This is a genomic window from Streptomyces flavovariabilis (assembly GCF_000725785.1).
Taxonomy (GTDB): Bacteria; Actinomycetota; Actinomycetes; order Streptomycetales; family Streptomycetaceae; genus Streptomyces; species Streptomyces hawaiiensis.
Window position 1 is genome coordinate 116538 of the sequence record NZ_JNXD01000027.1, and the last position, 26027, is coordinate 142564.

Consider the following 26027-nt stretch of genomic DNA (forward strand, 5'->3'; position numbering starts at 1 on the left):
ACAGGGTCACGTCCAGGGCCATGGAGAACGACCGCCGACCGCGTGGGAAACAGCACCCGCCGCAAGTAAGTCACACCGTCAGGAGAAGGACATGAGCAGCAAGCGTCTGCCCCGCGTCATCGCGGGCACGACGACGTTGGTCACCATGGTGTCCGCGACGTTACTCATGGTGCCCGCGCCGGCCCATGCGGCCTTCGGGACCGCGGACATCAAGCCGATCGAAAGCAATATCGCTGCCAAGGACTGGGCCTCGGCGACAGCCGGCGACAGCTCGTCGAACGCCGGACTGGCCATCGACGGAGACCCGACGACGTCCTGGCGGCCCGGTCGTGCCGGCGCGCGGCAGTGGCTCACCGTCGACCTCGGTGGTACCTACGACAACCTGCGTAAGGTCAAGGTGATGTTCCCGGACCGTGGCGTGGCCCACCGGTACGTCGTCGAGGCCTCATCCGACGGTCGCCGGTGGAAGACCATCGCCGACAGGTCCCACAACCGAGCCGTGTCGCGCGGGGAGGTGCACCTGTTCACCCGGCCGGGAACGCGCTTCGTCCGGCTGGTGTTCACAGGTGCGCAGGACCGTGCCCGGGCTGGTGTCAGCGAGCTCCAGGTCTTCAACTACCTGCGCGACGACCTCACCCTCGGCGCCGACCTGTCCTGGATGGACGACGTCCAGGACCAGCAGTACTGGGTCGACCCCCTGGCCCAAGACCGCGGCGCCGGGCCACACCTGCTCGACGTGGCCAAGGACCGCGGCATGCAGCACACCCGGCTGCGGATATTCAACGAGCCGCGCAGCGAGAGCACCGGTCAACCGACGCCGATACCGCGCCAGGGTCCGGAGCGCTCGCTGGTCTCAGCGAAGTGGATCAAACAGCGGGGCATGGGTCTGGGGATCGACTTCCACTACGCGGACTCATGGGCGGACCCGAGCAAGCAGCCAAAACCACGCGCCTGGGCCGGGCTGGAGTTCGCGGACCTGTCCAAGGCCGTGTACGACTTCACCGCCGACTATCTGAAGCGGTTGATCCGGCAGGGCACCACGCCGGAGAAGGTAGCCGTCGGCAACGAGATCATCAATGGCTTCATGTACGGCAGCGAGGCGGCCCAGATCGGCACGACGAGTCCGCCGTACTTCGTCGACCAGGCGGATGTCTACCAGTCGAAGCCCGGCGGTGGCCTGCTGTGGAAGTACTGGCGGTCAACCGACCCGGTGGAGCGACAGCTCTACGACCAGGCGTGGGACCGGTTCACCACGCTGGCCGCAGCCGGGATGAAGGCCGTCCGCGACGCGTCACCGAAATCCAAGGTCGAGATACACGTGATCGTCGACAAGGACAAGCTCGCCAAGACCATGGAGTTCTGGCACCAGTTCCTCACCCGGGTGAAGGCGAAGGGTCAGAACCCTGATGTGCTGGCCATCTCGTACTACCCGGAGTGGCACGGTACGCCCGAGGCGCTGGATCGCAACCTGAACACCATGGCCACCACCCATCCCGGCTACGAGATCGACATCGCCGAAACCGCCTACCCCGCCTCGGGCGGTGAGGGCTCGCCGGCCCCCAACTCGCCCTACCCGCGGACCATTCAGGGGCAGGCGGACGCTATCCGGAGGGTCTTCCAGGCCGTCAACGACGTGGTCGGCAACCGGGGTTCAGGGGTGCTGGTGTGGGAGCCGGCCGGCTACCAGCCGATGTTCCGGGCCGTGCCCGGACTGGCGAACACGTGGGAGCCGCACGCGTCCATCAACGTCTTCAACGCCAGCCGCGCCAAGCACATCCTCCAGGACACCTTCTACACCGCCACCGTGGTGGGTGCCGCCCCGAGGCTGCCCTCCTCCATCCGCATGCTCACCACCGCCAACAACACAATCACTCGTGTCCCCGTCCGCTGGCAGGCGTTGCCACCCGGCGCGACCGACAGGCCGGGTGAGGTGACAGTCACCGGGACGACCCGCACAGGACCGGTCACGGCGGTCATCGACGTCGTGACCGGACACGCGAACACGACTTGACCACCTCATAGCCACCATCGCCTCCCGTTCGCGCCGGCGCTGCGGGTGGTGTTCCGCACACCACCTGGCAGGCGGTCCGCGGCAACGACTGGGAACGCCAAACGCTCCACCCACCCCCCACCCAAGGAGTCATCCCATGACCATGCGACGACGCACATTTCTCAGCATGAGCGCGGCCGGAGCGACGGGCGTGGGCCTGTCCCTGCTCGGCGCGGGACAGGCACCGGCCGCCGCCGGCCCGCTGGGCACAGCGCCGACCACGTTGTTCGCGGTCGGCGTGCGCCGGTACAACTGGACCCGCGGCAGCCGCCCGTGCACCACCTACGTCTACTACCCGGCCACCGGCAGCGCCGGCGGCAACCCGGTGACGGACGCCCCGGTCGCGGCCGGGGTCTTCCCCGTCTACAACATGACCCACGGCTACGGAAGCAGCCCGCAGAATTCCCTGTTCATCATCCGGGCCCTGGCCTCGGCGGGCTTCATCGTCCCCGCCCCGCACTTCAACCACAACTTCAGCGACGTCAACAACGGCAACACCTCCAAGGACGTCTCGCAGATCCTCACCAACACCCTCGCGCTCAACGCGAGCGGACCGCTGGCCGGGCACATCAACACCGGCATCGGCGTCGGCGTCTCGGGCCACTCCCTGGGCGGCATGGTCACCCACGGCCTGCTGACCTCCTGGCCCGACAGCCGGATCATCTCCGCCAATCCCCAGTCCTGCGTGGACATGGGCAACCCGTCCAGCTCGGTCTCGGCCAAGGTCCTGTTCGTGCACGGCGACCGGGACTCGACCACGCAGTACTCCTCGGCCCGGCAGGCGTACTCGGAGATGACCTGGCCCAAGGCGTTCCTCACCTTCGTCGGCGGCAGCCACACCAGCTTCTGGAGCGACCAGCGCTTCCCGAGGACCGTCGTCGACTGGGCCCGCTGGACCATGTACGGCGACACCGCCGCACGGGACCGCCTCCCGGCTGACGCGTCCGGGTCCAACACCAGGTGGGAAGCCCAGTTGGGCGACTCGCCCGGCGGCCCGGGCCTCTACACCCTGCTGGCCCAGCACAGCGGCAAGGCCGCCGAGATCAACGCGGCCTCCACCGCCGCCGGCGCACAGCTCGTCCAGCGGACCACCAACAGTCGCCCCCACCAGCAGTTCGAGTTCGTCGACGCCGGTAACGGCCACGTCCGCGTCAAGGCACTGCACAGCGGCCTGTTCCTCCAGCCCACGGGCACCGCGACCGGCGCGGACGTCGTCCAGCAGGCCGACACCGGCGCCACCGGCCAGCAGTGGCGCGTGGTCGACCACGGCGGTGGCGTGATCAGCCTCGTCAACCGGGAGTCCGGCCTGGCGATGGATGTCTGGGAGTACTCGACCGCCGACGGCGCCCGCATCTCCCAGTACACCTACAGCGGCAACCTCAACCAGCGCTTCACGCGCCGCCGCGTCTGACCAGGACCTGTCGGGGCACCGCTCGGGCAACGGGGCGGGCGGTGCCCCGACATGGCGGTCCCGACGGCGAGGCTGCCGAGATGGCCAGAGTGATCGTGCGCTGTCTGATGATGGCGAGGGGTATGACGGGCCTCCGCAGTGCGGGCCTCCACCCACACGGCCGAGACGAGCAGGGCCAGCGCGGCGGACACCGTGGTGGCGGTCTGCCATGAGTCCCGGGCGAAGGAGCTGTCGACGAACGACACCCGGATCAGCTGGGCACCGACGCCGAAGGATGCGGCCACCTAGCCCTCGCCTCGCCTCAAAATGTAAGCACGTTTCTGTATTTGAGACAGTGACCAATCCCTGCCTTCCTGAGTGCGGTGTCGCCCGGTTCCTCACCCTCCTCAACGGCCCCTGGGCCACCCTCATCGTGCGCGAACTCCTGCACGGCCCCCACCGCTTCACCGAACTGCGCGATGTCCTGCCCGGCATCAGTCCACACACCCTGACCAGCCGACTGCGCCAGTTCGAGACCCATGGCATCGTCACCCGCACTGTCCTGTCTCAGGTAAGTCCGGGTAGCGCGAGTCGGTGACCTGCGGTGCCCGGAGATCAGTGAGACGGTTCAGCTTGTGTTCGTCTCGGCTGACTCCGGGCATGCTGGCTTGGGGCATTTGCCTCAGCTGCCTGAGAGATCCAGCGCCTTCTTGGCCTGCTTGCGGAACTCGCCGCAGAGCATCCTGTAGTGGTGGGCCTCGGCGCGCAGCAGATCCATTTCGGTGGCGCTGCCGCCCTCGGCGGCTTCCTGCTCAGCTTCCTTGGCGAAGAGTTCGGAGCCCGCGATCAGACGGTGCGCTGACGCAATGATCGCGAGCCCGGGGGCGATGACCTCCGGCGGACCCTCCAGGTCAATGCGATCGAACGCGGTGGTCAACGCGTGCAGACGCTCGGGTGCCTTCTTGCGCCAGGCAGCACTGGGTTCGGCCGGGAAGGGCGTCCAGAGTGTGTCCGCCCAGGTGATCGTCTGCTCTAGCGTCTCGGTCTCCAGATCGGTGCCACTGGCCTGATGGGCGACGTAGTCGCGTTCCTCGGCGCGGAACAGTTCCCCAGTTACGGGTATGAACGCCCGCGCTGCGTCGACGTAGGCCAGGTAGGCGTCCTTGCGGCGGTCGTGTCGATGATTATCCAGTGCTGTCAAGTGTCTCTACAGGTCAATGCGTTGATGCCGTGTAAGGCACGTTAGTCATGTAGCTACGTACGTGAGTCGGGGAGACGTTTGTTGGTGGGTACAGGAGGTGGCTTGGTGTTCTGAGGGTGATGTCGCTTGTTTTGAAGGCAGTTGGGGGCTTGCGGTGGAACGATCGGCGTGTCTCTTCCGTCGGGGGCCCGGATGCAGCTCCACCAGGGCCCTCACCGATCTGGAGGAGACTCTGGCGAGCGCCTCTCCGGGTGACGTGGGCGCGGTCCGCTTGGACGAGCAGGGGAAGCTGGTGATCCCGCCGCTGTCGGCCGAGGACATCCCGACCGAGGCCAAGGCGCTGCGCGACGAGCTCGCCTCGATGTTGCCGTTCGTCTCCCTGTTGATCGAGCTGCTCTCCTCCTCCCCTCCGGCCCCTCTCACCTTCCGACGGTCAGCGGGTCCCGTTCACGGCAAGAGCGCCCGAGCCGACCGAAGCCGACCCGGGCGTCCAACCAACACACGTGTACAGAGGCCTACTTGACGGTCCGATAGGCCCGGTGGATCGTCTGCTTCAGGGTGTTGCCGGCCGCGTCCGTGAGCGTCACGCGCAGAGAGACCGCGCCCGCCTTCGCCGGGTGACGCAGGTCGAGGCGCTTGCCGTCGACCGCCTTCGCCGGGTGCCAGGTCCGGCCGTCGTCGTACGAGACGGAGAAGGCCAACTTGCGGGCGGTGCGCGCGGTGGCCGCGCCCTCGACCGTGAACGGGACAGAGAAACGCGTACCCGCCTTGGCCGTGCTCTCCGTGGACAGCCGGGGCGTGAAGCGGACCACCGACAGCGGCAGCCGCTGCCCGACATCGGTGACGTGCGCGGAGGTGAAGGTCCACTCGGCGGTGACCCGGGTGCTGACCGAGGACAGCGTGGTGGGGCGGGAGACGTCCGTGGTGAGACGGAACGAGCGCTTGGCAGCGGGGAGTCCGTACGAGACGCCGGTCAGCGGCGTGTCCACGGCGAAGACCCGCGTGCCGCCCGCGTACAGGGTGCTCCTGGCCCTGCTGTACCGGGAGTCGCCGATATGGCCGGCGCCGTCGGAGAAGAGGGGGAGGTAGGCGAGGAAGGTGTCGCCGACGCGGACCGCGCCGGGGCGGTCCTCGCCGTCCGTCAGCGGGCCGGTGAGGTGCGGGCCGAAGACGCCGGTGTTGAAGCGCTCGGTGTACTGCCTGCCCGCGCTGTACGAGCGGGGCTTCGCGATCCACTGGCCGGCCTCCCACACCGGTTCGCCGTCCGCGTCCTTGCCTCCGTCCTGCGAGACGGAGTACCGCCACCGCACGCCCGGCAGGACGTACTCGGTGAAAGCGCCCGGCAGCGAGCGCGTGTCGAGGTGGAAGTCGAACGACGAGCCGCCCGGAGTCATCGGCGCGGCGACGAGCGTCGCCGTCTTGCCCCTGGCGGGCGCACCGGCGGCGAGCGTGACCTTGGCGAACTGCCCGCGCTTCAGGTTCGCGGTGAAGCCCGACAGGTCGCCGGTACGGTTCCAGGTCGGCCGGTAGTGCGTACTGCCGTGCGTCCAGGTGCCGTTGTACTGCGCGAACGCCTCGCCCGCCGGAAGCCGGGCCCCGAACTGACCGACGCGCAGCCTGCCGAAGTCGCCCATGTCGTACGTGGAGATGCTCCGGTTCCCGCCGATGTCGAACCCGTAGTTGAGGGTGGCGTCGGTGTGCTTGGCCCTGCTGTCCGGCACGGTGATCCGGATCGGCTTGGCCTCGCGGGCGTCCATGACGAGGGTGGTGTCACGGGTGAGCGAGTACTTCGGGTTGAGGAGGAGGGCCAGCTCCCCGGAGTCGGCGTCGGGGGTCGCGCCCGTGTCGATCCGGCCTTCGAGGCTGTAACGCCCCTTGGGTAGCCGTACGGTGAACTCGCCGTCCGTGTCGTCGGAGTAGTCCTGCCAGATCTCGTTGTCCAGGCCCTGCACCCCGGTCTGCGAACGGGTGGCGGTCTTGCCCTGCAGGTCGAGGTGCTTGACCGTCAGGTCGTACGACTCGACCTCGCGGTGTACGCCGATGCCGGTCCGTACGGTCGTACCCGCGCCGTCCGTCGCGGTGAGCGCGCCGCCGAAGGAGCCGTCGGCCGTGCCCGCGCCGCTGTCGGCGGTGACCTGGGCGGTCGCGGTGGCGCCCGCCGGAACCGTGAGCTGCTTCGGCGAGACCTCGAACATGCCCTCGGCGGCGGGCTTTCCGTCCTCGCCGTACGCCTCGGTGCTCAGGTCGAGGGTGTGGGGGCGGTCGCCGTCGTTGCGGTAGGTGACCGTCTTCGTGGCCGGCTGGTCGTCGGTGTGCGGCCACTGCTGGGCGGGGAAGCCGAGGGTGGCCGGGTTGGTGGTGAGCTGCTGTTCGAGGGCTCGCGTGAGGTCCGTACGGCCTGTGCCCTGCGCGAACGCCGAGACACCGGCGGTCGGCTTGGCGGATGCGGTGAGCGCGGCCTTGATGCGCTCACCGGTCCAGTCGGGGTGGCGCTGGGCGAGGATCGCGGCGGCGCCCGCGACATGCGGGGTCGCCATCGACGTACCGCTCATCGAGACGTAGCCGTCGGCGGCCGGGTCGCCCTCCGTGCCCTCGGCGGCCTTCGCGGCGACGATGTCGACGCCGGGGGCGGTGAGGTCGGGCTTGAGGGAACCGTCCGCCGTCGGGCCGCGGCTGGAGAAATCGGTCATCGCGTCGGTGCGGTCCACCGCGCCCACGGTGAGCGCGGCGGCGGCGCTGCCCGGCGAACCGACGGTGCCGGCGGCGGGGCCCTCGTTGCCGGCGGCGATCACGAAGAGGGCGCCGGAGGAGGCGGACAGCTCGTCCACCGCCTGTTCGAGGGGGTCGTCACCGGGGCTGTCGGGGCCGCCCAGGCTCAGGTTGACCACCTCGGCGCCCTGCGCGACGGCCCACTGCGCACCGGCGATGACGCCGGACTCCTCGCCGTAGCCGCCGTCGTCGAGCACCTTGCCGCTGATCAGCCGGGCGCCCGGCGCGACCCCCTTGTACTTCCCCCCGGAGTGCGCGCCGGACCCCGCGACCGTGGACGCCACATGCGTGCCGTGACCCACCCGGTCGACGGTGTCCGCCGCCTCGGAGAAGTTCTTCGCCGCGTCGATACGGCCCTTCAGATCCGGGTGCGTGCCGTCGACCCCGGTGTCCAGCACGGCGACCTTGACGCCCGTGCCGTCGTACCCGGCCGCCCAGGCCTCGGGGGCGCCGATCTGGGCGGTGCTCCGGTCGAGGGCCGCCTCGACCTTCCCGTCGAGCCAGATCTTCTCGACCCGGTCGGCGGCGGCCGACCTCTCCCGCGCCGTCCCCCCGCTCCCGGTGAGCGCCTCCCACAGCTCGGCGCCCTCGGACTTACGGGCCTTCAGCGCGTCCCCGTTGACGCTGGACAGGTCCCGGCTGACCCGGGCTCCGGCGGCGGACAGCGCGCTCGGAGCGAGGGTGCGGCCCTTGGCGTACGTCACGATCAGCGGGAGGTCGGGGCGGGCCGCGTCGTCGTAACCCCACTTGACCAGCTGCGTCACGTCGAACAGCCGCCGGTCGGCGGTGCCGTTCGCGAGGAGCCGCTCGGCATCACGCGGCACGACGTAGGTGCGGTCGGCGTCCCGCGCTATTCGGAAGGCCGTACCTTCCCGCCCCTTGCCGGGCCGCACACCGGTGACCTGTCCGGTGGCGTCCAGGGTGACCCGATCGCCGGTGACGAGGGTGACTGTCCTGGCCTTGCCGAGGGCGCCGGCCGTACCTGCCGTACCGCCGGCGGACTGTGCGGCCCCGGATTCCGGGGCACCGAGCAGGGCCGCGGTAAGGGCGGCGGCGGCGAGCACGGCGAGAGCGGAAGCCTCACTCGCTCGCCTCTTACGGTGATTCAAGGCATGCCTTTCTCTCCGGACCTTCGGGCATGGCAGAGCAGCCCGGCGGACGGGACAAAGAAACAGAGGGGGAAAGAGGCGCCCCTTCGTAAAGAGGCGCGGGGCGTACGGACTCAGACGAGCCGCTTACGACCCCCGACGAAGAGGAACGCCACGACACCGGCGGTCAGGGCGAACAGAATCGACGCCCCGAACCACTGCATGGCGTTCATTTGCGACATCGGGAGGTAATCCACCGACCAGCCCACGACATCGGCCTTGTCCAGGCACACCTGCCGTGCCGCGTCGGTCTGCGACCCCGAACAGGTGCCCCAGCCCACCAGATCCCCGCTGCCGGTGACATACGACTGATCGATTTCGTAGGCGCCGTGGGGGAGCGACGGGGACACGTTCTCGCCTGTGACACCCTTGTTCGTCGTGACCGTGACGACGTTGCCGAGCGACAGCAGGAAGTAGCCCCAGACAAGCTGGAGGACGATGGTGAAACCGAAGGTGACCACCATGGCCGTCAGCGTGCGTCGCAGCACCACACCGATCGCCACCCCGCCGAAGACGGAGAAGAGGGTGAGGGCGACAGGCACTGGGCCCGTCGTGTTGAACGCGGCGCCCGAAGTCCAGTCCATGACCGTGGCCTCGGACTTGACGGGGTTCCACCACCAGCCGAACACCGCCGACAACACGCCCGTGCTCACCACGACCACCAGTCCGGCCAGCGCCAGCTTCGTGGCGAGCCAGCGGGTCCGGCTCATGGACTGGGCGGCGACCAGCTTGGCGGTGCCGTTCTCCAGGTCGCCCGCGATGAGCGGGGCGCCGAGGAAGACACCGAGCAGGATGGGTATCGCCTGGAGACTCATGGAGACGAAGGAGAACGCGTCGTTGTACTGCTGGAACCTGCCGCCCGCCTCGTCGAGGCTCTTGCCGGGATAGCCGTAACCGTCGAGGAAGTCGACCAGCTGGCCGCGCTGGTAGACGATCCAGGCCACGGAGAGCGCGGTGGCGGCGAGGATCGTCCAGAACGCGGCCCGGTGCTGGCGCCAGACCAGCCAGGTCATACCGCTGAGTCGGGGGCGCCGGTTGGCCTCCGTGGTGGTCGTCGCGTTCAAGGTCCCGTCGGTGGTCCCGTTCATGGTCCCGTTCTTGCCGTCGCTCGTGGAGCCGGTCGAGGTGCTGGTCGAGCTGCGGGTGAAGGTGCTCATGCCGCCACCGCCCCGGTGCCGAACCCCTGGCCGTGGACCTGGGCGGTGGGGGTGATCAGCGGTGGTGCGTCGGGTGAGCGGAGATAGGCGAGCAGGAGTTCCTCCATGTTCGGGGCGTTTATGTCCCAGGGGCCGGTGACCCGGCCCTCGGGGCGGATGAGCGCGGTGAACTGCCGTCCGCTGGTCCGGGACTCGACGAGGGTGTGGCGCCCGAGGGCGAGGGCGGAAGGCATGCCGTCACCCTCCTTGGCGCCCGTGACCAGGGTGTGCACGGACATCAGCTCGTCCACGTCACCGGCGAGGCGCACTCCGCCGCCGGAGACGACGACGAGGTAGTCGCACACGTTCTCCAGTTCGGCGAGGACGTGGGTGGACATCAGCACGGTGGTTCCGCGCTCGGCGGCCTCGGCGAGGAGGGTGCCCATGATCTCGTGGCGCACGACCGGGTCGAGGTCCGACATCGGCTCGTCGAGCATCAGCAGGTCGGGGCGCTTTCCGAAGGCGAGGGCGATGGCGACGCGGGTGCGCTGGCCTCCGGAGAGGGTGCTGATCTTCGCGTCGAAGGGCACGTTGCCCGCGCGGATGATGTCCTCGGCGGCGCGCTGGTCCCAGCCGGGGTTCAGCTCCCGGCCCAGACGCAGGGTCTCCGCCACGGTGAAGCGGCGGAACAGGGGCTTCTCCTGGGCGAGGAACGCTGTGCGCCGACCGGACTCCACCGAGCCCGGAGCCTCACCGAACAGGCTGATCGAGCCGTTCGTCGGCTGCAGGACATGGGCCGCGATGCTCAGCAGCGTGGTCTTGCCCGCCCCGTTGGGTCCCACCAGGCCGCAGATCCGTCCCGCCGGGAGCCGGAAGGAGCACTCCCGCAACGCCCAGCCCCGCCGGTAGCGCATCCCCAGCCCGTACGCCTCGATCGCCGGTTCCCCCGCGTACATACCTTCACTCACCTGTGCTCCTAGTTGTCGTGGCCCCCGTGGACCCCGTTGCCGCCACGTTCCCGGCGGCGTACTGCTTCTCCATCGCCGACGCGACCAGCGCGGCCACGTCCTCCTGCTCCAGACCGGCCCCGGCCGCCTTCGACATCCACGCCACCAGCTCCACGTACAGCGGCGAGTCGGTGCCCGTCTCGGGGCGGCCCAGCGTGCGGCGTACGAAGGTGCCCTGGCCCGGTCGCGGTTCGACCAGGCCCTCGCGCTCCAGTTCGCGGTACGCCTTGAGGGTGGTGTTCGGGTTGACCGTGCTGGTCGCGGCGACCTCCTTGGCGGTGGGCAGCCGGTCACCCGGCACGAGTACGCCCAGCCGGAGGGCCTGCTTGGTCTGCTGCACGATCTGCTGGAAGGCGGGGACCCCGCTCCGCCTGTCGATGCGGTACTCCACGATCACCACCATCATTCCACTACTTGATTAGTGGAATGATGGTGGAGGGGTGTGAGGGCGGTTGTCAATGCCGACCGGGGACGAGGAGAAGCGGGTGGGAGGTACGCTGACCGTCTTTTTTCCAGGCGTCGCGCTGTGCCTGTTGCTGCTTTCGTTGGTTGCTGATGGTCGCCCAGAGCGCGCCGGAGAGACCGATGAGCGCCGCTAAGAGTGCGCCTGACGCCGTGATCACGGAGTTCTGCATCCCCGCATTGAGCGATGTTCGGACCGGTGACGGGCGGTGGTTTCGGTAGTGCCGCCGCTGGGCCTGGACGACTTCAGGCAGGTCAGCCAGGTCGTATTGTCGTGCCGCGCTGTCGACGGCGCGGCCGATCCAGAGACGATGGGGGATGCAGACCTGGTCGTGATGCTTCGACATCCAGACCATGACGTCCTGTTGCGGATTTCCGGTCCTGCGGGCAACACAGCGCCGGCATGCCCACCGGGGAGTGAGTGCGAGGGGCCCGTTCGAGACGTTCCACGACTTGTTCTCCCAGCGGGGAATCGCGTACTGGATCGTGGTGCGGGACTGTCCGCTGAGGACGCTGAGCTGGTCGATCGGATCCAGCCGGGACGTCAGCCAGAGGGAGGGTCGCTGCAGGCGTTGGACGGGCGTCGCGTTCGCGGCGGCCAGTCTGCTCAGGAATGAGGATTCGGTCTCATGCGGGAAAGGCTTGAGCGGACGCGGCAGCGGGCGGACGACGACGGGCTCGAACCGTGCGGTCATCAGGCTGTCTTGGGAGGGTCGGGCGGGCCGTCCGATTCGCTGTTGTGGTCGATGCGGATGCTCCGCAGGCTGGTCTTGATGCGTTCACTACCGTCGAGGACGGCGGAGATGGCTGCAGCCCGGATCAGGTGCGAAAGGTTTCCGATCATGCCGCCGGTTCTCTGGTGCAGGTATTTCGACTGCTTGACCAGGGTGCCGGCCGGGTGCCGGTGCAGGCGGAGGGTGTTCTCCAGCGAGGCGACCAGCGCTCGCCACTCGGCAGTGAAGGTAAAGGGGCCGGTGCGGACCATGATGCAGCGGCCGGCCAGCTGTTTGCCCCGGATGCCGGTGAACAGGCCGGACTTCTCGACGTTGATGCCTGCATAGACGAACCTTGCGGGCAGGCCCCCGACGCGCTGACGTACTCCAGCTCGATGTCCTCCGCCGACACCTCAAGCGCATCCATCCGGGCCTCCGGTACGACGCCGACGAGCCACAACGACCGTAGGGACAGCCAGAGCGGCGTACCCGGAGAAGACCGAGACAGCCCACCAAATGCCCGGAGATGACTGAGACGTCAGCTCACTTGCCCGGAGTTCTCCGAGACTGCCCGGACATCACAGAGACAGGACACGCACCACCTACGCGGAGGCCCCCCCGCGTCGAGTACCGCCTCACCCCACTCGGTGAGCAGCTGCGCGACGTCCTCGAGGCCATGGCCACCTGGGCTCAGGCGGTCCCCGGCCCCGAGCCCGACGTCACGGTGTGAACGCATGAGCCACAGGGGCCTCGACAAATGACGGGGGCTCGGCCTCGGGGGACCCGGCTCGCCGAGCACCGTCTGCCGCTCAGGCTCGTTCGCCGTCGAGCGGGACGCCGATGAGCACGAAGGCCATCGTGGCCGGTCGGTCGCCGTGGTTGCGCCAGGCGTGGCGGGTCCCGTTCTGGATCACGATGTCCCCTGCCGAGAGCCGGGTGTGGTGGCCGTCGTCGAGTTCGAGGACGATCTCGCCCTGCAGCACGATGCCGTAGTCGACGGTCGGCGTGGTGTGCATGCCATCGGGCTCGATGAGTTCCGCGATGCCGGGCGAGTCGGCCCGCTGCTCCCGGTCGAAGGCGACGGGGTCGAAGGCCGGGTCGGCCATCGCGGTGTGCGGCGGAAAAGTCAGCACGATGAACCGTGTGCCGCCCGGGGCCGGGAGCAGGCTGGTCACCTTCGGCGTGGGGTCCTCCCCCGCCCGGCTGACCGGTTCGCCGGGGTCGGTGGCCCACGGCAGGCGGGACACCCAGCCCGGCAGGCTGCTGAACTCGCGGCTGCGCGGGACGGGGCCGTCGCTGACGACGACCGACCTTCCGTCCTCGTCGTGGCCGGTGACGACTCTGCGCATGTGTCTCTCCTCGGTCGGGTCCGCCGGATGCGTCGAACCCGTCGGTCAGTCGGGCCGGTCGGTGCCGGACTCGGTCACGGTCGCCAGCGCGGTGGTCCAGGCGTCCAGTACGTCCTCCACCGTCGGGGCGGGCGCCCGGAGCAGGGCGGATGCCATCGTGCGGACGAACCGCCGATGCCGGTCCTCCGTCAGGTACTCCACCGGGGACTTGCCGTCCACGCGCGCGAGCAGCAGCGCGGGCAACAGCGCGGCGGCTCGTGCCTCGACGGCAGGCCGGGGCTCCCAGTCGACGCACCGGACGTATGCATCGGCCAACGTGCGGGCGGACCGCAGGAGGCCGGTTCGGTGCCCGGGCAGTACCAGGCTCTTGAGGAGCAGGTGGTTGACGCAGAAGGAGAGGTCGAAGGCCGGGTCTCCGTACCAGGCGCACTCGGCGTCCAGCAGCACGGGCCCCGACGGGCCTACGAGGATGTTCTTGGGGCTGACGTCACCGTGGACCAGGGCCAGGTGGGTGGCGGCCGTGCGCTCGGCGAGGCTGTGCAGGGTGTCACTCAGGGCAGGGTGGGCGGCCGCGGTGGCGAGCAGGTACGGCTCGATGCGCAGTGCGTGGAAGTTGTCGTCGGTGGCGAACTCCGCGGCCAGGGACGCGTCGCCCGCGCTCGCCGCGTGCAGCATGCCGAGCGCCTCTCCGACGGCAGCCGCGGTTGTCACGTCCACCTCGCCGTGGAGCAGTAGCGCCTTCCACACCGGGTACCGCTCGGGAGGCAGATACGCCATGGCGAAGAGGCCGGCTCCGGGGTCGTGGGCCAGGAGTTCCGGCACGGCCTCCGGTCGGTGCCGGGACGCGAACCGCATCCACGCCCATTCGTAGGCGTTGCGCGACACCGGTGCCTGCCAGTCGGCGGCCACCTTGAGCCGGGCCAGGGCGCGCTTGACGCAGAGGGAGCGTCCCGGCAGATCCACCCGCCACAGGTCGGACGAGACACCGCCGGCGAGCGGGGTCCAGCGTGCGCTCTCACCAGGGCGGGCGAGTTCATGGGCGGTCAGAAAGCCGGACAGCGCGGGGTCCGGACATGCCTGCACGGAGGCGGGACTCATCGCCGCTCACCCACGCCGGTGGTCAGGCCACGGGGGCTGTTGCAGGCGTGGGCCGGCGGCTCGCCCGCCAGGATCCGTACGACTTCTTCGGCTGCGCGGCGGCGCAGCTCCGTCACCGAGGCATCGGAGGAGAAGGCGACGTGGGGGGTGATCAGCGTGCCCGGCTGGTCCAGCAGCGCGGCGGGCACGTGCGGTTCGGACTCCAGTACGTCGAACGCGGCTGAGTCGAGGTGCCCGCTGTCGAGCGCCTTGACGACCGCGTCGGTGTCCACCAGAGGGCCCCTGCTGACGTTGACCAGCAGGCCGCCCGGCTTCATGAGCGCCAGCTGCTCGGCGCCGATGATGTGGTGCGTCCCGGGGGTGAGCGGCACGTGGAGGATCACCACGTCACTGCGGCGCAGCAGTTCTTCCAGGCTCGCCCGCTCCACCCCGGGGGCGTCCTTCGGCGGGAAGGGATCGTGGGCCAGGATTCGGCAGCCGAACGCGCCGAGCTTGGCCGCGGTGGCCCGTCCGATGCGTCCGTAGCCGACGATGCCGCAGGTCAGCGTGGACAACCGGCGCAGCCGGGCGCTCGCGGGGTTCCATCGTCCGGCTCTGACCTCGCGGTCGAGCACCGCCAGGCCCCGCGTCCAGGCGAGCACCATGCCGACGGCGTGGTCGGAGACCTCCTCGACGCAGTAGTCCGGGACGTTGGTGACCCACGCCCCCTGCTCGGTGGCGGCTTCCACTGCGATGTTGTCCAGGCCGACGCCGAGTCTGGCCACGATGCGCAGATCGGGGGCGGCCCCGATCGCGGTGGCGGAGACGGGGGCCCAGCAGGTGAGGATTCCGGCGGGCCGGTGCTCGGCGACCAGTTCCTCGATCGCCTCGGCGGAGGCGGGTTCGGCGGGGCCGGTCACCAGGGTGTGTCCCGCCTCCTCGATGACCGATCGCTCGACGGAGTCGTCGGGCCAGGCGTAGTCGGTGAGCAGCACGGTGCCCAGGCGGCTCGGTGAAGTCATGGCAGGTCGTCCTCGCAGAAATCGTACGGCCGCGGCGGGCGGCGAGCGTCGGGCCCGGTCGCGCCCGGTGATCGGTGTGGTCGCCACCCGCGAGTGGCCGGCAGCCTGTCCGACGGGACTGCCTGCCACCACGGGTGGAGGGGAGAGGGGATTGAGTCGCTGAACTCGGTTCGATTCGATGCCGGCGCTCGCCGACTTGTGGTCGGTCCGGGCGCCGCGGTACGTCCCTGGAGCGGGTCACGAGAAGCCGGGGCACGTCGCATCACTCTGTCATAGCCACGCGATGCTAACGATAGCACCACGGGCTTGCGGGACGTCAAGGTTTGGGCATGCACTCCTGGGAGGGCATCCCTCCGGCGGGTCTCTGCCACAGCCCGAATGCCGATACTCCTGGTGAAAGCGAATACCGGCGAAGAAATCCTCTCCGCACATCTTGACGCGCCGGGCGCTTGCCTTCATGGTTTCTGCCAGCGCCGACCGTGTGACCGCCAAGTGTCCGCACGATGTCCGGCTGTCGAAGACGCCATAGCCACGGACGTCCCCGACGGGCGAAGTCGGGCTGAATTCCGCAGACGGTGTCCGACCGCGCGGCAGCCCACCGCCCCTGATCCGCCGGTTGTCGGCAGCATTTCGCCCTCGCCGGCACGAGTCCGTGTTCAGCTCACCGCTTCTCGTCACCGCCCGTACGCGCCCCGTACCGGTGGTAGCTCCGCCGCGGCACGCCGCGGCCCATTCCCTCTCAGGAGCCGCTATGACTCACGCAGCGCAAGTCGACACCAGTGCAGGGCCCGTCGGCGACGCACAGGAGAGCAGCCGTCCCCCCATTTCCCGCGCCATGATCGGGGTCGGCTTCCTTCTGGTGGTCCTCTCCTACATGGTCAACGCGATGGACCGCCAGGTCTTTCCCCCGCTGCTGCCCGCCATCCGCGCGGAATACGGGTTCTCCCTCGAGCAAGGCGGGCTGCTGGCGACGAACTTCACTCTCGGCATGGCCCTGGCGGGCCTGCCCGCCGGCTACCTGCTGGACCGCTTCCGCCGCAAGACCGTGCTGCTGGCCAGCATCGTGATCTACTCCCTGGGCACGATGGCCACCCCGCTGGCGACCGGATTCGCCGACATGACCCTGTACAGGGTCATCTCCGGGTTCGGCGAGGGCATGCAGTCCGCCGCCATCTTCGCGGCGATCGGCGCCTTCTTCGCTCACCGCCGCGGCCTCGCCTTCGGCATCATCGGCGTGGGCTACTCCCTCGGCGTGTTCATCGCCCCGCTCATCGGCGTCCGCCTGATGAACGCGCACGGCACCTGGCACTCGCCCTTCTATCTGTTCGGCGCGGCCGGGCTGCTGATCGCCGCCGCCTCCCTGTTCCTCGTGAAGGCCGGTCTGACCGAGCACTCCGTGGAGAAGACCGTCTCGACCAGGACCTACGAGTACATGCCGGCCTCCCCCTACAACCGCAACACCATCGCGCTGGTGATCCACTCGGTCGTCAGCGGTGTGGCCATCTACGGGTTCCTCGGCCTCTACCCGACGTACCTCATCACCTCACTGCACTACTCCCCCGAGCAGGCCGCACTGGCCATGAGCCTCCTCGGCTTCGGGGGCATGACGGCCCTCTTCGGCGGCTGGCTCGGTGACCGCGTCAACCAGCGCACCCTGCTGATCGTGAGCCTGCTGGCCGTCTCCGCCGTCAGCGTGTGCATCTACACGACGCAAGCCGGAGTCGGCCTGCAGTGCGTGTTCGCCTTCCTCATGGGCGCTTTCGGCCTCGGCTTCATCTACCCGAACACCAACAGCGCGATGCAGCGGGCCGTCCGTCCCGCGCAGATCGGACGCGCCTCCGGCCTCTTCGTCACCAGCTACTACGGAACGGCAGCTTTCTCGGGCCTGTTCTTCGCCGCCCTGGTGGACTCCTTCGGCTGGAGCCGGGCCGGGTTGCTGCAGGTCACGACCCTGCCGCTGGTGGGCGTCGCCGCCCTGGCCTTCGTCCGCACCTCGCTGTTCAACAACGCGGTCCGCTGACGGGCCGGCCCCTCTGCCGCCGGAAGACCCGTGTCGCACCAGCCGATCGGCTGGGGCGGCACGCGGCCTTCGGGGGACGCCGATGCCCTCGATCTCCACCTCGACCTCGTCCCCGGGACGGATCGGCCCGACACCGGACGGCGTTCCAGTCATGATCGCGTCTCCGGGCAGCAGCGTGAGGTAGCGGCTCAGGTAGGCGACGAGGTCGGGCACGGCGAGCAGCAGGTCGACCGTGCTCGCCGACTGCGCGACGGCGCCGTTCACCCGGGTCGTCAGCGCCAGATCCGAGGGGTCGAGTCCGGTGGCGATGACCGGTCCGAGAGGAGCGAACGTGTCCTGCCCCTTCCCGATCAGCAGCGTTCCGAACGCGCTTTCCCTGCGCTGGACGATACGGTCGCTCACGTCATTGCCGCATGTGTAGCCGAGGATGTACTCATGGGCCTCGGAAGCCTTCACGTGGCGGGCTTCCTTTCCGATGACGGCTACCAACTCGCCTTCGAAATGAATGAGTTCACCGTCCGCCGGATAGACGATGGCATCGCCGGGTCCGACGACAGCGGTACTCGGCTTCATGAAACACACGGGAACTTCCGGGACGTCCCGGTCGGTTTCGTCGATGTGTGCGGCGTAGTTGTAGGCGAACCCGAAGATCCGCGGCCTTTCGAGCGGCGGGAGAACGACCACGTCACCGACTTCGTCGACCTGCCCCGTGGGGGACATCCCGGTAAAGGGATCGCCTTCGCATCTCACGATCCTGGCGTCACCGTCTTCGAATTCCCCGTAGTGGCGCGCCCCGTCGACGGCATACCTGACGATCCTCACGGAAACCTCCGCAACTAGGCAGCCTCAGGCGGCTGCAAGGGCCCATCCAGTAGTGCTAACGTTAGCACAAAGCAGTGATCAACTCCGATGTCCCCGCCTTCCGACCGCGGAGGGCGAGGGAATTGCTATCGTTGGCACGCGGAAAGCAATGGCACCGGACCAGTCGCCTGAGGGAGCCGCTTACGTGATCACGACCAGGGACATCGCCGAACGCCTCGGGGTCTCCGTCTCGACGGTCGGCCGGGCGCTCTCCGACGACCCCCGCATCAGCGAGGAGACCAAGTTCCGGGTCCGCCAGGCCGCGTCCGAGATGGGTTACGTGGGGAACCGGGCGGCGCGGATGATGCGGGGAGCGTCGAGCAACGTGGTCGCGTTGGTGATCCCGGACATCCGCAACAGCTTCTACTCGACCATCGCCCATCAGCTGTCGAAGAACATGCAGGCCGAGGGCTTCCAGCTGATGCTCTCGGAGACCGACGACGACCGGATGGTGGAGCTGCGCCACCTGCGGGAACTGTCCGCCAACCGCGTCGCGGGCGTCATCATCGTGCCCACCGCGCGCCCGCACGGCGACTCCGTCAAGCTTCTGCGCACCCTGCCGCACCTGCAACTGCTGCGCCGTCATCCCGCCCTCGGCTCCCAGTGGTTCGGCGTGGACGACCACGAGGCCCTGCGTCAGGCCACCGCCCACCTGGTGGAGCTGGGCCACACCCGCATCGCCTATATGGGCGGCCCCGAGGAGCTGCCCACCGGCGCCGAGCGGTTGCGCGGATTCCACAGCGCCCTGCGCGAAGGCGGCCTGCCGGACGACGCCGGGCGCACAGAGCTGTGGCCCCCCTCGTCCGTGGACCACGGCCGCCGGGCGACGCGCCGGCTGCTGGACGGCCCGGACACGCCCACGGCACTCGTCCTGGGATCGACTCAGCTCACCCTGGGTGTGCTGGAGGAGTTGTCCGAACAGGGCGTGAAAGTGCCCGGGGAGCTGTCCGTGGTCGGGTTCGGGGACGAACCGGGTTTCTCCTGGTGGGGGCCGGGGCTCACCACGACCGGTCTGCCGATCCAGGAGATGGCCACCGGCTGCGCGCTGTGGCTGATGCGCCGCCTCAAGACCAAGCCGGACAACGACGGACCGTACACGTCGGTCTCCCTCGGGTCGCTTGTCCTGCGCGGCAGCACGGCACCCCCTGGCGCTGCGACGACGACCTCCGGGCGCGGCTGAGGCACTGCCGGGCTCGGGGACCCCAGTCCATGGAGTGGCTGCGCTGCCGGGCCCTCGGTTCGGGGGCGGAGTCCCACCCGGCTTCGCCCGGTCCATGAAGCGGACCCCACCCGGCTCCTCCGTCCGCCGGCGAGCTGGCACGCACGACGCGAAGGGCGCCCGGAGCGCGTCGCTCCGGGCGCCCTTCGCCGTCACTGGTCACATCGGTCAAGCCGGTTCACGTCGATACGTCATCAGTACATTCCGCCACGCAACCCGCGCATGACGCCCGCGGTACGGGCGAGTTCGTCGAGCACCTGCTCGGCGGCGGTCTCGTGTATCTTGCCGGGCCGGAAGACGCCGTCCGCGACGACTTCGTTGACGAACGGAATGCTCACGGTCGGGCCGATCGGCAGCATTCTGAGGTTCGCCACCACCTGCTTGGCCATCTGCACCGCCCGTGTGCCCGCCGACACCCCTCCGTAGCTGACGAACGCGGCCGGCTTGTGCTGCCACTCCACGACGAGGTAGTCCCAAGCGTTTTTCAGCGGGGCCGGGAAGCCGCCGTTGTACTCCGGGGTGACGAAGACGAACGCGTCCGACGCGGCCACGATCCGGCTCCACTCCACGGTATGGCTCTTGGTGTACTGCCGCAGCGCCGGCGGGTGCGGCTCGTCGTAGAAGGGCAGAGCCAGTTCGCGCAGATCGACGAGGTGCGACTCGAACCGGTCGTGTTCCGCGGCCCTGGCGGTGAACCAGTCAGCGACGGATCTGCCGACGCGTCCGGGACGCGTGCTGGCGACAACTGTGGTGAGGGTCATCGGCGTCGCCGAGGGCTCGGATGCCATAGGGGGCTCACTTTCGATGTCGGCAACGATCGGGGCCCGGCGGACCCGCGTCCGCCTGTGCTGTCCGTCCGTCCAAGCGGAGTGCGGGTCCGCCGGAGCATCTGTTGCCGGGTACGACGGATTGTGCGAACGATAGCACTCACCCCGGGGCGAGCCAACGTCACAAGAACGATCAACGGCCACACCGAACCTGAGACTGCCTGCCCCTTGACAGGGCCGCCAGCCCTTCGCAAGATTGCGCTATCGTTAGCATTCATCGGTCGCGATGGTCGGGCACCCCCGTGATCGCCCTGTGCCCCGGATGCCATCGCCGGCCGCGCCGGGACCACGAAGAGAGCTGTACGGCCCTTCTCGCATGTCCGGCGTCGCGGTACCGGTCCGGGTGTCGCACCGTCGGGTCCGCTCTCTCCCCCGATCCGTCCCGCCGCGGCAGGCACGGACGCCGGCACCGGCCCACGCTCATCGCTCCTCATTCCGAAAGGTCGCACTGTCATGACAGACACGCGGATCGCCAAGCTCCACGGTCGCAGGGTGTGGGACTCACGCGGCCGGCCGACCGTCGAGGTCGAGGTCCACCTCTCGGACGGCGCGATCGGACGGGCCATCGCACCCGCGGGGGCCTCGACGGGGCAGGGCGAGGCGCTCGACCTCCGCGACGGCGGCGACCGCTTCGGCGGACTCGACGTCAGGCGCGCGGTGGCGTCGGTCAACCGCGAGATCGCGCCGGCTCTGCTGGACCTCGACGCGGCCGACCAGGAGGCCGTCGACCGCCTTCTCGTGGACCTGGACGGAACCCCCGACCGCGGCCGTCTCGGCGGCAACGCGATCGTGGCCACGTCCATGGCGGTCCTGCACGCCGGCGCCGCTTCGGCGGACGTACCACTGTGGCAGCACCTGGCGGGCGGGCGGCCGGTCCGCATCCCGCTGCCGGAGATCCAGATCTTCGGCGGCGGCGCCCATGCGGACCGTCGGGTTGACGTCCAGGACTTCATGGTGGTCTGCCCCGCGGCACGGAGCTTCTCCGAGGCACTGGACTGGACGGCGGAGATCTACCGGGCGGCCGGGAGCCTGATGCGCGCCGCCGGCAAGGCCCAGGGCGTCGCCGACGAGGGCGGCTTCTGGCCCGCCTTCGACTCCAACGAGGAAGCGCTGGAGACGCTGAGCCTCGCCATCGAGAGCGCGGGGTTCGCCCCCGCCACCCAGGTCGGCATCTCCCTGGACGTCGCGGCCTCGCAGTTCGGCAGTGCCGGCAAGTACACCCTGGCGCTGGACGACCGCACACTGGACACCGAGGCGCTGATCGACATGCTGGGCGGCTGGATCAGGCAGTATCCGATCCTGTCCGTCGAGGACCCGGTGGGCGAGGACGACCACGACGGAATGCTGGAGTTCACCCGGCGCCACGGCCGCCACTGCCAGGTGATCGGCGACGACTACCTCGTCACGAACGCCGAACGGGTGGAGGCCGCGGCCACCGGCGGAGCAGTGAACGCCGTCCTCATCAAGCCGAACCAGGCCGGCACGATCACGGAGGCGTTCCAGGCCCTGCAGGCCGGAAAGGAGGTCGGCTTCGGCACGATCGTCTCGGCCCGTTCCGGGGAGACCGAGGACATCACCATCGCCCATCTGAGCGTCGGCTGGGACGCCGGCCAGCTGAAGGTCGGATCCTTCACCCGCTCCGAGCGCATGGCGAAGTGGAACGAGGTTCTGCGCATCGAGGAGTCCCTCGGTGATTCCGCAGAATTCAGCGGCTGGTCCGCGTTCCCGTTCGCCGACCCTACGTCCTTTGCGTCCAGGCCCTGAATCGGCTTCGGAGCATTAAGGTCATTCGCATTCCAAAAGCCGATCCGAGCACGGAGACCAGTATGCTGCCACCCGTCAATCTGCGCCCGAGTTTCAACATCACCCGCTCCAGTCACGTGCGTCTCACGGTCGCCGATCTGGCCGAGAGCCGGAACTTCTACGTGAACGCGCTGGGCCTCGTCGTCAGCGACGAGGACGAACGCACCTGCTACCTCCGCGGCCTGGCCGAGGCGTGCCACCACAGCCTGGTGCTGGAGCTGGACGAGGAGGGGGCCGGATCGTGCAGGCGGGTCGGCTACCGGGTCTTCTTCGACGAGGATCTGGATCTCGCGTACGCCTGGTTCCGTGAGCGGGGGCTGCCCGCCGAGTGGGTCGACGCCCCCTACCAGGGCCGCACCCTGCACGTCAGCGACCCCATCGGGACCCCGCTCGAACTGTGCGCGCACATGGAGACCCGGCCTCGGCTGCACATCGACTTCGCGTCCTACAGAGGCGCCCACGCGCAGCGGCTGGACCACTACCAGATCTTCGCGCCCGACACGTACGAGCTGTGCGCGTTCTACAGTGAGCTCGGCTTCCGCAACTCGGAGTACCTGGAGCACGGCGACAAACTGCTGGGCGCCTTCATGTACCGCAAGGGCACCTGCCTGGACCTGGCGATCGTCGAGAACACCGGGCCCGCCCTGCACCACTTCGCCTACACCGTCTCCGAGAGCCGCGACATCTTCACCGCCTGCGACTGGGCGGGCATCCTCGGCTACGGCGACGGGGTGGAGCGCGGCCCCGGCCGGCACGGGCCCGGCGGAATGCTCTTCGTCTACCTCCGCGACCCCGACGGGCACCGGGTGGAGGTCTTCAACAGCCACTACCAGACGATCGACACCGAGATCGAGCCCGTCCGCTGGGACGCCGCGTCACTGAGCACGAACGCCCGCTGGGGTCTGCCGGCCCTGGAGAAGTGGTATTTCGAGGCGTCGCCCTTCGTCGGCGCGCCGCTGATCCCGCCGGCCGAGCTGCCGCAGCCGATGTCACTCGAACGTTTCCTGCTGGAGCAGTCAGCCCCCTGACCCGGCCCGGCCTTTTCACCCCTACGTCACCCGAGGAGACACCATGGCACGAGTGCCCTACCTGAACCGCGAGGACGCGGACCCGGCACAGAAACCCCTGTACGACCGGCTGGAAGCCGAACGCAAGGTACCGACGGCGAACATCTTCCTCGCCCTGGCCAACGCGCCGGCCCAGCTGGACGCCTTCCTGTCCTACGCCAACTCGCTGCGAGCCGCCGACCTCAGCCCCCGCCTGCGAGAACTTGCGATTCTGACCGTCGGATACGCGACCCGGTCCGCGTACGAGGTCGCGCACCACCAGTCGCACGGGCTCAAGGCCGGGCTCACCGAGGAACAGCTCGCGGCGGTGCCCGACTTCGAGTCTTCGGGCCTGTTCGACGACACGGAGAAGGCGGTGATGCGCCTCGCCAAGGAGTCCACGCTCCAGGTCGACGTCTCCGAGCAGACCTGGCGTGCCGCCGCCGACCTGCTGACGGACCGGCAGATGGTCGAACTGTCCTTGTCCATCGCCTGGTACAACTCCGGCGTCCGCCTCATGGGGCTGCTGGACATCGATCTCGAGGAAAACTACCCGAACCCCTTCCCGAAAGCGTAGAACTCGGCGCCGTAAAGGCCCCTCGATATGTGAGAAGTGACTGCCGAGCCGCCGGTCCGCCGCCTCGGTCGCCGAAAAGTTTCCTCCGCCCCCCGACCGTCGGGACGGAGTATTTCCAAGGAGTATTTCGATGGCGAAAATGCTCGCTGCACGACTGCACGCGCTCGGTGAGCCGATGTCGATCGACAGCATCGACGTGCCCTCCCCGCGGGCGACCGACGTGCTGGTGCGGGTCAAGGCGTGCGGGATCGTGCCGAACATGGCCAACGTGATCAACAACTGGCCCACCTGGTTCCCGCACCAGCCGCTGCCCAGGTTCCCCGCGATCTTCGGTCTGGACGCCGCGGGTGTGGTCGAGGCGGTCGGCGAGGCGGTGCTGCACACCAAGCCAGGCGACCGGGTGTACGTCAACCCGCTGCGCGGGTGCGGCAGTTGCCAGGTGTGCCGGGGCGGTGAACTGAGCCGCTGCCGCTACTTCACGCTGAACGGCTACTTCAGCACCTCCCGCGACGGCCAGCGGATCTTCGACCTGTATCCGTACGGCGGTTTCTCGCAGTACATGACCGCGCCCCAGTCCTCGATCGTCAACCTCCCCGACAACATGACGTTCGAGCAGGCCGGCAAGCTCGGCTACATCGGCACGTCCTACGGCGCCCTCAGGAACGCCGCGGCCGGCCCCGGCCAGGTCGCGCTGATCGACGGGGTCACGGGCACCCTCGGTGTCGCGTCGACCCTGCTCGCGCTCGCCTCCGGCGCCTCCCGGGTCCTCGGGACCGGCCGCAACGAGGAACTCCTCAAGCGGGTACGGGAACTGGACCCGGAGCGGATCGAGGTCATGCGGCTCGGCGACGGCTCGACGGGTGAGTGGGCCAAGTCCCGCACCGGCGGCGAGGGCGCGGACTACGTGATCAGCGCGCTGGGTGCCAAGGCCCCGGTGGAGACGATGCTCGACTCCCTGCAGGGCGTCCGCCGGGGCGGCAGGGTCGTCAACGTCGGCGGCGTCGCCGACCGGCTGCCCGTGGACGTGAAGTGGCTCATGGACGAACAGGTGCAGCTGATCGGCTCCAACTGGTTCTCCACCGCGCAGGGGCAGGAACTCGCCGACATGGTGGCCACCGGCGCGCTGGATCTGTCGTACCTGCAGACCAAGCCCTTCCCGCTGGCCAGGGTCAACGAGGCGATCTCGGGGCTCGAGGACCGCGACGGCGGATTCAGCAACTACGTCGTCATTCCCTGAACCGCCACCGGCCATGCTGCCGACGGCCCCTACCCCATACCCACCCCGCGGCGATCCTGTTCTGCCCTGACGAGCGCCGCGGGGTGTGCTGACCACAGGCCGTACACACAGCCCGTTCCCTCCTCGGAACAGGCCCAGCAGGATGGAGGAGCCGATGGAACTGCGCTGGCTGGAATCGTTCGTCATCGTCGCGGAGGAACTGCACTTCGCACGGGCGGCCGACCGTCTGCACCTGGCCCCCTCGGCTCTCAGCGCCCAGGTCAGGGCACTGGAGTCACACCTCGGTGTGCGGCTCATCGACCGCGGACGGCGTACCCGCCCCGCGCTCACCAGCGCCGGGCTGCTGTTCCTCGAAGAGGCGCGGCTGACCCTTGCCCAGGCCGCCAGGGCCGAGGCCATAGGCCGGCGCGCCGGTCGCGGGGAACTGGGTCACGCCCAGATCGCGTACGTCGCCTCGGCCGCGTTCTCCGGTGTGCTGACCGACGTCCTCACCCGCTGCGCCGCTCCCGGCACCGAGCTGACGGTGCAGGTCCGCGAGCTGGAGACACCCGCCCAGCTGGAGGCGCTGGTCTGCGGGGACATCGACGTCGGATTCCTGCGCTTCAGGCCGGAGTACCCGCCCGAGATCACGGCCACCCGCCTGCTCGCCGAGGACGTCGTCCTGGCCCTGCCGGCCGGCGCCCCGCTGGCGGCCTACGAGGCGGTACCGGCGGCACAGTTGCGCGACGAGTGCTTCGTCGCCCCGCATTTCGACGAGGAGTACGGCTGCCGCGACCAGATCCTCGAAGTGGCGGAGCGAGGGGGCTTTAGCCCGCGGTGTGCTCCCCCGGTACGGGACTTCATAGCCGCTCTGACCATGGTCGGCGGAGGTCTCGCGGTCGCCCTGGTCCCCGATTCGCTGCGCCGCGTCCGGATCCCGGGCGTGGCGTACCGTCCGCTGGCCGACGTGGCGCTGACGACCAGTCTGGTCGGCGCCTTCCGCAGGGGCGAGACCTCACCCGCGGTGCGCGGTGTGATCCGCCGTCTGCGAGAGGCGGCTGCCGCCACTGTCACCACCGGCTGAAACCGCTGCTTTCCGGCAGTTCCATCACGTCTGTCCGGGAGGGCGCCGGC

At 69.3% G+C, this 26027-nt stretch carries 22 protein-coding genes and 1 pseudogene; 11 read left to right on the forward strand and 12 right to left on the reverse strand.

Annotated elements, in window-relative coordinates:
* Window positions 1-91 precede the first annotated feature (91 nt).
* The 3 genes from IO24_RS0134885 to IO24_RS43680 all read left to right on the forward strand — a co-directional run bounded on the left by IO24_RS0134885 (window position 92) and on the right by IO24_RS43680 (window position 4038).
* Window positions 92-2011: a glycosyl hydrolase 53 family protein gene (locus tag IO24_RS0134885; protein WP_031142984.1), complete on the forward strand. Its 1920-nt coding sequence runs from the start codon at window positions 92-94 to the stop codon at window positions 2009-2011.
* 136 nt (window positions 2012-2147) lie between these two features.
* Complete coding sequence (locus tag IO24_RS0134890) at window positions 2148-3461, forward strand: RICIN domain-containing protein (RefSeq protein ID WP_031142986.1); 1314 nt, start codon at window positions 2148-2150, stop codon at window positions 3459-3461.
* A gap of 334 nt (window positions 3462-3795) precedes the next feature.
* Complete coding sequence (locus IO24_RS43680; RefSeq protein WP_078899554.1) at window positions 3796-4038, forward strand: winged helix-turn-helix transcriptional regulator; 243 nt, start codon at window positions 3796-3798, stop codon at window positions 4036-4038.
* 84 nt (window positions 4039-4122) lie between these two features.
* On the opposite strand, the gene IO24_RS0134905 is transcribed toward IO24_RS43680, so the two are convergent.
* The 7 genes from IO24_RS0134905 to IO24_RS0134940 all read right to left on the reverse strand — a co-directional run bounded on the left by IO24_RS0134905 (window position 4123) and on the right by IO24_RS0134940 (window position 12148).
* Entirely contained in the window at window positions 4123-4641 is a 519-nt protein-coding gene (locus IO24_RS0134905; protein ID WP_031142990.1) for a hypothetical protein, read from the reverse strand.
* A gap of 515 nt (window positions 4642-5156) precedes the next feature.
* Window positions 5157-8519 (reverse strand): S8 family peptidase, encoded by a 3363-nt coding sequence (locus tag IO24_RS0134915; RefSeq protein WP_031142994.1) that lies wholly within the window; start codon window positions 8517-8519, stop codon window positions 5157-5159.
* Between the two features lie 113 nt (window positions 8520-8632).
* A complete protein-coding gene (locus tag IO24_RS0134920) occupies window positions 8633-9715 on the reverse strand; it encodes an ABC transporter permease (protein WP_031142996.1) in 1083 nt (360 codons plus the stop codon).
* Complete coding sequence (locus IO24_RS0134925) at window positions 9712-10650, reverse strand: ABC transporter ATP-binding protein (protein ID WP_031142998.1); 939 nt, start codon at window positions 10648-10650, stop codon at window positions 9712-9714. The genes IO24_RS0134920 and IO24_RS0134925 overlap by 4 nt, the downstream gene beginning before the upstream one ends.
* 4 nt (window positions 10651-10654) lie before the next feature.
* Complete coding sequence (locus IO24_RS0134930) at window positions 10655-11107, reverse strand: GntR family transcriptional regulator (protein ID WP_031142999.1); 453 nt, start codon at window positions 11105-11107, stop codon at window positions 10655-10657.
* A 49-nt stretch (window positions 11108-11156) separates the two neighbouring features.
* Complete coding sequence (locus IO24_RS0134935; RefSeq protein WP_234335373.1) at window positions 11157-11858, reverse strand: hypothetical protein; 702 nt, start codon at window positions 11856-11858, stop codon at window positions 11157-11159.
* Window positions 11858-12148: a hypothetical protein gene (locus IO24_RS0134940; RefSeq protein ID WP_234335372.1), complete on the reverse strand. Its 291-nt coding sequence runs from the start codon at window positions 12146-12148 to the stop codon at window positions 11858-11860. Before IO24_RS0134940 ends, IO24_RS0134935 begins: the two co-directional genes overlap by 1 nt.
* 254 nt (window positions 12149-12402) lie before the next feature.
* Between IO24_RS0134940 and IO24_RS43685 the strand changes: the two genes are divergently transcribed.
* A complete protein-coding gene (locus tag IO24_RS43685; RefSeq protein WP_078899553.1) occupies window positions 12403-12606 on the forward strand; it encodes a winged helix-turn-helix transcriptional regulator in 204 nt (67 codons plus the stop codon).
* A 79-nt stretch (window positions 12607-12685) separates the two neighbouring features.
* Here IO24_RS43685 and IO24_RS0134945 read toward each other — a convergent pair whose 3' ends face one another.
* The 3 genes from IO24_RS0134945 to IO24_RS0134955 are packed head-to-tail and all read right to left on the reverse strand — an operon-like array spanning window position 12686 to window position 15324.
* Entirely contained in the window at window positions 12686-13225 is a 540-nt protein-coding gene (locus IO24_RS0134945) for a cupin domain-containing protein (RefSeq protein ID WP_031143006.1), read from the reverse strand.
* A gap of 45 nt (window positions 13226-13270) precedes the next feature.
* The gene (locus IO24_RS0134950; protein ID WP_031143008.1) at window positions 13271-14323 is read right to left on the reverse strand and encodes a phosphotransferase family protein; all 1053 of its coding nucleotides are present in this window, start codon (window positions 14321-14323) and stop codon (window positions 13271-13273) included.
* Window positions 14320-15324 carry a C-terminal binding protein gene (locus IO24_RS0134955; protein ID WP_031143010.1) on the reverse strand — a complete coding sequence of 335 codons (1005 nt, stop codon included), beginning with the start codon at window positions 15322-15324 and terminating at the stop codon, window positions 14320-14322. Before IO24_RS0134955 ends, IO24_RS0134950 begins: the two co-directional genes overlap by 4 nt.
* A 751-nt stretch (window positions 15325-16075) precedes the next feature.
* Here IO24_RS0134955 and IO24_RS0134960 point away from each other — a divergent pair.
* Window positions 16076-17344, forward strand: coding sequence for an MFS transporter (locus tag IO24_RS0134960; protein WP_031143012.1), 1269 nt, complete (start codon window positions 16076-16078; stop codon window positions 17342-17344).
* A 135-nt stretch (window positions 17345-17479) separates the two neighbouring features.
* On the opposite strand, the pseudogene IO24_RS43690 reads toward IO24_RS0134960, so the two are convergent.
* Window positions 17480-18166, reverse strand: a pseudogene (locus tag IO24_RS43690) (fumarylacetoacetate hydrolase family protein); the annotation flags it as partial.
* Window positions 18167-18350: 184 nt separating this feature from the next.
* On the opposite strand from IO24_RS43690, the gene IO24_RS0134970 reads away from it, so the two are divergent.
* Window positions 18351-19385: a LacI family DNA-binding transcriptional regulator gene (locus tag IO24_RS0134970; RefSeq protein ID WP_031143016.1), complete on the forward strand. Its 1035-nt coding sequence runs from the start codon at window positions 18351-18353 to the stop codon at window positions 19383-19385.
* Between the two features lie 233 nt (window positions 19386-19618).
* On the opposite strand, the gene IO24_RS0134975 is transcribed toward IO24_RS0134970, so the two are convergent.
* Window positions 19619-20212, reverse strand: a complete 594-nt coding sequence (locus tag IO24_RS0134975) for an NADPH-dependent FMN reductase (protein WP_078899494.1) — start codon at window positions 20210-20212, stop codon at window positions 19619-19621.
* A gap of 492 nt (window positions 20213-20704) precedes the next feature.
* On the opposite strand from IO24_RS0134975, the gene eno reads away from it, so the two are divergent.
* The 5 genes from eno to IO24_RS0135000 all read left to right on the forward strand — a co-directional run bounded on the left by eno (window position 20705) and on the right by IO24_RS0135000 (window position 25977).
* Window positions 20705-22015 carry a phosphopyruvate hydratase gene (gene eno / locus IO24_RS0134980; RefSeq protein ID WP_031143021.1) on the forward strand — a complete coding sequence of 437 codons (1311 nt, stop codon included), beginning with the start codon at window positions 20705-20707 and terminating at the stop codon, window positions 22013-22015.
* 62 nt (window positions 22016-22077) lie between these two features.
* Window positions 22078-23082: a VOC family protein gene (locus IO24_RS0134985; RefSeq protein ID WP_031143023.1), complete on the forward strand. Its 1005-nt coding sequence runs from the start codon at window positions 22078-22080 to the stop codon at window positions 23080-23082.
* Window positions 23083-23125: 43 nt separating this feature from the next.
* Entirely contained in the window at window positions 23126-23677 is a 552-nt protein-coding gene (locus IO24_RS0134990; RefSeq protein ID WP_031143025.1) for a carboxymuconolactone decarboxylase family protein, read from the forward strand.
* 130 nt (window positions 23678-23807) lie between these two features.
* A complete protein-coding gene (locus IO24_RS0134995) occupies window positions 23808-24914 on the forward strand; it encodes an alcohol dehydrogenase catalytic domain-containing protein (protein ID WP_031143027.1) in 1107 nt (368 codons plus the stop codon).
* Between the two features lie 154 nt (window positions 24915-25068).
* Window positions 25069-25977 carry a LysR substrate-binding domain-containing protein gene (locus IO24_RS0135000; RefSeq protein WP_031143028.1) on the forward strand — a complete coding sequence of 303 codons (909 nt, stop codon included), beginning with the start codon at window positions 25069-25071 and terminating at the stop codon, window positions 25975-25977.
* Window positions 25978-26027: the final 50 nt, after the last annotated feature.